2 protein-coding genes are annotated in these 1526 nt (G+C 38.3%); both read right to left on the bottom strand.

Annotation, left to right across the window (positions count from 1 at the left end):
• Positions 1 to 204 (bottom strand): aconitase family protein (locus tag M23134_RS37170; protein ID WP_045115104.1); only part of this gene is annotated, 204 nt, incomplete at its 3' end.
• 492 nt (positions 205 to 696) lie between these two features.
• On the bottom strand, positions 697 to 1526 hold an 830-nt coding region (locus M23134_RS37165; protein ID WP_002706341.1), incomplete at its 5' end, for a helix-turn-helix domain-containing protein.

Below are 1526 nucleotides of genomic sequence, written 5' to 3'. Positions count from 1 at the left end.
GTTATGGTCAGCGGTGGCAATGGTCTGTTTGGGTCTGAAAACCCCAATATTGCGTTGCCTGAGACCAGTAAATGCCTGAGGGCTGGTAACCTCATGGATAAAGTGACGGTCTATATACAATACCGCCGGAAACCCTTCTTGTTGTTGCACAACATGACGTTTCCATATCTTATCAAATAATGTTTGAGATGGTGTTTGTTCCATACCTCTTCATAATTATGATGAATGTTTCAAAATGTGTTGCCATATTAAATAGCAGCAAGTCCTTAGGTGCCGATGTATAACGGTGCAATGGTAGCAAGTCCTTAAATACCGATCTCAGCTCATTTACAAATAAACTCAACCATATATAAAACTAACTTTGCCTTGATACTTATTCACCGCCTTGGCTTAAAATCAATATTTTAATTATCAGACAAAAAAAAACACCCCTAAGCTTTTTAGAGGTGTTGTTGTAATGTCGTTGTTTTGACAATTAGATATAAGCATATCACCCCTACTACCAATTATAGAGAATCAGCAGCAGGTTAAGAATTGATAATAGTATGCTTATTTCTTTTGTCATGTAAAGCAAACATAAAGATTATATATTTCAGGCAAAACATTGATTCAAATAGTTTGAATGATTGTATGTTAAATATTAACAAATATAATTATTTAAATCCAATATATAACTATAATGCTTTATATCAATTTTCAAGCTCTTAAGCAAAAAAGCCGAATACAAAACGTATTCGGCTTTTTTGGTTTAGCTATTCTAATCTCAAAATAAGAATATTTACCACCAAACTGTTCGTGAATGCCCTTGAAACCATCTTCACCTAAGTCTTGGTGTAGTACCTGCTGAATATCACTCACTGCGGTGGCGTTTGTAAACCTCATCAAATCTACTGAATACCCTTTTTTATACAATGAAATCAAATGTCCTTCTACAGTTACCGGATTCAGGGCTTTGCCTTCAGCTTTGGCGCGTTCGGCCACAATCTCTTTAGGAGTCAACCCTTGTTTATACAATTGATAAGTAGTGAGAGGTGATGCCCCTTTTACTGTAGCTCCTGCCTGATATTGCGCGACTGATACCCGTACTATTTCGTTTATAAAAGTTTGTCCGTACTGCTCCATTTTGGTTTGGGTAACCCCCGAAACTTCCAAAAAATCAGCCTTGGTGTAAGGGCGGTTATCGCTCATTTCGGTCAAGGTTGCATCATTAAAAATAATGTGAGGGGCTATGCTCTGCGAATCGGCTATTTGCTTGCGCAAAGTTCTTAATGCCTCAAACAACCCTTCTTTTGCCACTGCCTTTTTCGATTTGGGTCTTTCGGCAGGTGCTTTTGCAAACGTTTTTTCGGTCGGTTTTGACAACAATAATTTTTGGGCTCCTGCCAATATTTGATTGCCCAACTCTGCAGTTTTCAACGCAAGGTTTTGGTCGTAGGCAATCTCAAATACCCCCAGGTTAATCATTTGCTGCAAGTAATCACGCCAGTCCTGAAAACTCACGTCTTTGCCTGCACCAAAAGTTTGAT

The sequence above is a fragment of the Microscilla marina ATCC 23134 genome, assembly GCF_000169175.1.
Taxonomy (GTDB): domain Bacteria; phylum Bacteroidota; class Bacteroidia; order Cytophagales; family Microscillaceae; genus Microscilla; species Microscilla marina.
Note: the sequence above shows the minus strand (reverse complement) of the source record. Positions and strands in the feature narration are given on the sequence as shown.